This is a genomic window from Synechococcus sp. 8F6 (genome assembly GCF_002252665.1).
GTDB lineage: Bacteria > Cyanobacteriota > Cyanobacteriia > PCC-6307 > Cyanobiaceae > Cyanobium_A.
Map to the genome: position 1 here is coordinate 1 of NZ_NQKZ01000039.1, position 4876 is coordinate 4876.

Annotated in this window: 4 protein-coding genes and 1 pseudogene; 4 read left to right on the plus strand and 1 reads right to left on the minus strand. The window is 54.1% G+C overall.

The window, feature by feature from the left end:
* Window positions 1–179 precede the first annotated feature (179 nt).
* Genes CJZ78_RS13915 through CJZ78_RS13155 form a run of 4 tightly spaced genes read left to right on the plus strand, consistent with a single transcriptional unit; the run spans window position 180 to window position 3248 of the window.
* Entirely contained in the window at window positions 180–740 is a 561-nt protein-coding gene (locus CJZ78_RS13915) for a bifunctional 2-polyprenyl-6-hydroxyphenol methylase/3-demethylubiquinol 3-O-methyltransferase UbiG (RefSeq protein ID WP_158217098.1), read from the plus strand.
* A gap of 9 nt (window positions 741–749) precedes the next feature.
* Window positions 750–1379, plus strand: coding sequence for an imidazole glycerol phosphate synthase subunit HisH (hisH, locus tag CJZ78_RS13145; protein ID WP_094561752.1), 630 nt, complete (start codon window positions 750–752; stop codon window positions 1377–1379).
* A complete protein-coding gene (locus tag CJZ78_RS13150) occupies window positions 1372–2133 on the plus strand; it encodes a HisA/HisF-related TIM barrel protein (RefSeq protein ID WP_094561753.1) in 762 nt (253 codons plus the stop codon). Before hisH ends, CJZ78_RS13150 begins: the two co-directional genes overlap by 8 nt.
* Window positions 2130–3248, plus strand: a complete 1119-nt coding sequence (locus tag CJZ78_RS13155) for an N-acetyl sugar amidotransferase (protein WP_094561754.1) — start codon at window positions 2130–2132, stop codon at window positions 3246–3248. The genes CJZ78_RS13150 and CJZ78_RS13155 overlap by 4 nt, the downstream gene beginning before the upstream one ends.
* A 244-nt stretch (window positions 3249–3492) precedes the next feature.
* Here the strand turns inward: CJZ78_RS13155 and CJZ78_RS13160 are convergent.
* Window positions 3493–4413, minus strand: a pseudogene (locus CJZ78_RS13160) (IS1595 family transposase); the annotation flags it as partial.
* Between the last annotated feature and the right edge of the window lie 463 nt (window positions 4414–4876).

A 4876-nucleotide genomic window follows, 5' to 3' on the forward strand; every position in this document is an offset into this window, starting at 1 on the left:
CTAATCCTCAGGACTCGAGTGCTATCAGCAACATTCCCGGCTATCATCGGTTAATATAGAGTTGTCTTGGTACGCACACAGCTTTTATGGAAGCACAAATAAATCGCGGCGAAGCTTTTGAAAGGAGTTTAGCAAAGTCGTGTTATTTCAACAGCTCTTATTTTGATTCTCGACAATTGATGGCACAGGTAATGCAGATAATGCATATACACGATCTGAATCCTAAAAGTATGATTGAAATAGGCGTTGGCAATGGACTTACTTCGACCTTCATGCGAGATTCCGGTATTCCGGTGACGACATCGGATATAAATCCCAATCTTGATCCCGATATCTGCTGCCCGATTGCTGAAATCGTGGAGAAAGTCGGTGAGCGCACTTATGACCTTGTAGTTTGTTGTGAGGTTCTTGAGCATATGCCTGTCGATCAAATAGAGGATAACATCAAAACGCTAAGATCTCTGGGGAACCGACTGTATCTAACCTTGCCAAGCTACGCCTATGCCTATGGCTTCTCTTTCCTGATGAAAATTCCGTTTGTCAAAGCAAAAGACTTTTTCTTTCATTTTTTCTTGCCCAAGAAAATTAATCTCTCAAAGACTGAGCATTACTGGGAAGTTGGGTCCGAAGCTGCGACCAAGCGCAAGTCAATCATCAATGTTTTAAAAAGACATTACACTGAGGTGCGAAGTGGTCGAATAAGCTTTCAACCAAGCCAAATTTACTTTGTCGCGGAATAGGGTCTGTTCATGTCGTCTTCCCGTCGAATATGCATCGTTGATTACGGTCAAGGCAATCTTGGCTCGATCCGCAACATGCTCGCGCGCGTACGTGCACGGTGCGAAGTAACTAGCGATGCAGATGATATCGGCAGGGCGACGCATTTGATCCTGCCAGGGGTGGGCTCATTTGACCGTGGCATGCAGGCCATCGCTGACCGTGGCCTGCGCGAGGTGCTGGATCGGAAGGCGCTTGTAGAAAGGATCCCCGTGCTGGGCATTTGCCTGGGAGCACAGTTGATGACGCAGGGTAGCGAAGAAGGCACTCTGGCCGGCCTTGGCTGGTTCCGAGCTGAAACGAAACGCTTTGCCTTCGAACCGCCACTGCCGAAACTGCCGACGCCGAATATTGGATGGCGCCACGTACGTGCGGCTAGGCCGGGCACGCTGGTGGTGGGGCTCGAGGATGAGTGCCAATTCTATTTCGTACATTCGTACTTCATGGCTACAGATAACACCGATTTTGTCGCTCTGCAATCGGATTACGGCCACGAATTCGCCGCAGGCCTGCAATGGCACAACCTGTTCAGCGCCCAGTTCCACCCGGAAAAAAGCCACCGCTTCGGTATCCAGTTCTTCAAAAATTTCTTGAATGTTTGAGACCAGAAAACGCATCATTCCGGTGCTGCTGCTCAAGGGGCCTGGGCTGGTCAAAACCCGCAGATTCAGATCCCCGACCTATCTGGGTGACCCGGTCAACACAGTAAGGATTTTCAACGACATGGAAGTCGATGAAATCGTGTTGCTCGATATCTCGGTCACCCCGGCTCGCAAATCTCCGCAGATGTACCTGCTTAGAGATATCGCTGCCGAGGCGTTGTTCCCGTTGTCCTATGGAGGCGGGGTCACAGATCTGGATGTCGCCGCGCAGATCATCGAATCCGGGTTTGAACGAATCGTTGTTAATACCGCATGCTCGACGCATCCTGATTTCGTCGCGCACATGTGCAACGAGCTGGGGTCTTCAACGGTTGTCGGATCAATGGACGTTAAATCGCGCTGGCTGCGCGGCCAATCCGTGTTCGTTTCGGGGGGGGCGACTCTGGTCAAGCCGTCGGTCCTAGACTGGGCAAAGAGGCTCGAGGACCTGGGTGTCGGTGAAATTATGGTGAATGCAATCGAGCGCGATGGCGAAATGATTGGTTACGATTTGGATCTGATCCGTCAGGTCAGCAACGCTGTATCGGTCCCAGTGATTGCCTGCGGCGGAGCGCAGTCCTTTCCGGACCTGACCACAGCCTTTACCGCCGGTGCATCAGCAGCTGCCGGGGGCGCCGTCTTCGTCTTCAAGGGAAAGCATCGCGGAGTGCTGATTCAATACCCTCGTCAGTCTGACCGGAATGAATTCTTATGAGCAGTCACTACTATCAAATCTGCAAAACCTGTGTCATGGATTCCACCATGGCGGGCACTGTCTTCAACGAAGAAGGAATCTGCAACAACTGTACCGAATTCCCGGAAAAAGCTGCGATCCACTGGATGCCAAACGACAAAGGCGTGGCGCGTTTGGATGCGATGCTTGCCAAGATCAAGGAACAGGGCGCGGGCAAGGAATACGACTGCATCTTTGGTCTGTCGGGCGGTGTCGATAGCTCGTTTTTGGCCTTCAAAGCAAAGGAGTGGGGACTCCGCCCGCTGGTTCTGCATGTTGATGGTGGCTGGAACACCGAATTGGCAGCTGCCAACATCCGCTGCGTGGTCGATGAAAACGGCTATGACTTGGTCACCGAGGTGGTCGACTGGGAAACAATGAAAGACCTGCAAAAGGCTTATCTGCGCGCCGGCGTCACCAACCAAGACGTGCCGCAGGATCACGTGTTCATCGCTTCACTCTTTCATTACGCGCGCAAGCACAAGATCAAGGCGATCATTAGCGGCCATAACTTCGCGACTGAATCGACCCCGATGCGATGGCAGCACCCAGCGATGGACCTGATCAATCTGAGGGCGATTCACAAGGCGCATGGGGAACGCCCGATTCAGGGGTATCGAACGATCTCGGCGTTGGAGTATTATATTTTCTCGCCGCTAGTAAGGCTTATCAAATTTTATCACCCGCTCAATCTGATTCCCTATGACAAGGAAGAGTCGATCAAATTTCTAGAAAGCAAGGGCTGGCGCAATTATCAGCGCAAACATGGCGAGTCTATCTTTACCCGGATTTTTCAGGACTGCATCCTGCCCAAGAAATTCGGCATCGACAAACGGCGCGCGCACCTAACGAGCCTGATCCACAGCGGCGGCATGTCCCGAGACCGAGCTTTGGCCATCCTGAAAGAACCGGTGTGTAATGAGATCGAAATTAGGCGAGAGATCGAGTTTTTCTGCCGAAAAATTGGTCTCACTGTTGAGGAGTTTGACCAACTAATGGTCGAAGGCTCCCGCAGTCACAAGTATTACAAAAACTGGGATTGCTACTACAATTTCATGAAGTATTTCAAGGGCGCAGTGCTCCGGCTGCGCGGCTGATGCCTGCGTGGAGAGCGCAAGTGACCAGCGCCCCTGTAGATGGTGCAAGACGCAGGAACACCTTTGGCGTAGCCAGGGCTCACTCATGCCTCCTACACTCCTCGGCTGTGGTAATGAATGAGCCGGTGTTTGCCTTTGTACAGATCACGACCATCAAACCGAACATAGACCATGTCCCTGTCCGCTGGCAGGACTGACTAAAATTTTTTCCTGATGCCCATAAGCCTCCGCGACCCTGAGATCTCTCTGTGGCTGGCCTACAGCAGCAGACCGCATTGACAATCCGCTCGGTCATCGCAACCATCGAGAAGCGCCTGTTGAAACGGAAGCAGTAGCCACCGAGGTAGCGCCTGGCGTATTTGTCGAAATTGAAGGCATGGAACGTGCCACTGAAGCTGGTCTTGAGGTTGCCGAGCAGGGTGTTGATCCAGCGGAATTGGGGTAGCTCGTTGGGGTGCTTGCTGCCAGTGATGACTGCCTTGTGGTGGCAGTTGGCTGTGGTCACGGCACGGAAGCAGGCCAGGCCATCGGAGAGCACCTGGCTGCCGGGGCTTAGGTGGCGTTTAGCCCAGTCGGCAATCGCTTCTGAGCTGAAACCGCTTACGGCCGTGATCCTGGCGTGAATCGGATGGCCGGCCTCGTTCAAGGACACAGCAGCGACGATCGGAATCTTGTTCTCCGAACCCCGACCTGCCTTGCCTCCCGGGTGTTCTCCGCCGAGGTAAGAGTCATCCATCTGGATCTTTCCCCGCAGCAGATAGGCCTCTTCCCGCTCGCTCATCGCCCGCAGGATCTTGTTGTGCAGCAACCAGGCCGTGTCGTACTTGACGCCCAGGTGGCGGCTGAGCTCGAGCGAGGACATCCCTGTCTTGGCCTGGCCGATCAGATAAAAGGCCAGAAACCAGGTGCTCAGAGGCAATTTGGTGGACTGCAGGATCGTGCCGGCTGTGAGCGTGGCTTGATGGCCGCAGGTGCAGCACTGGTAACGCTTGAGCCTCCGGCCGTGCACGAGCCCATGCTCATGGCCCTTGCAACGCGGGCAGCGGAACCCATCGGGCCAGCGCGCCTTCTCCAGAGCCGCCTCACATTGCTCCTCGGTGCCGTAAAACCGCTGGAACTCAGGCAGCGAGAGACCTTTCTGGAACTGAATGCCGCTGCGCGCCATGGGCTAGCTGGTGCATATGTACCAGCTTAGGTGGCCTTGCCGCAGCGCGCGGAGTGATCTGGGTAATCAAGAATTTTTTTCATCCCGTATCTGCCGCGCTGATTCCGACCCAGCCGAGCATTTGGCTGATGTCACCGCTACGGCCATCAAGCCAGCACAAATGCAGCGAAAGCCGTTGCAGCGCAGCAGGTTCAAAACCAAGTTGCGCTTGCTGCCAACACCTGAACGCCATTGCGATGGCTGTAGCGGTCGGCGACCCCGCCCAGCTGGGTGTCACGAATCCAATTTACTGGTTTTCGATTGCCCATCGCTGGTGCACCAGTCGCAATATGGCTTTTGGCGTGGTGCGCAGGGTGGTGATAAAGAAGTAGACGTGATGAAACGGCTTTCCATCACGCCGGCCGGTGCTCACCATCTCGATGATCCAGCTGGCACCAACCCAGCGCTCGCGAATTGCCTCAAT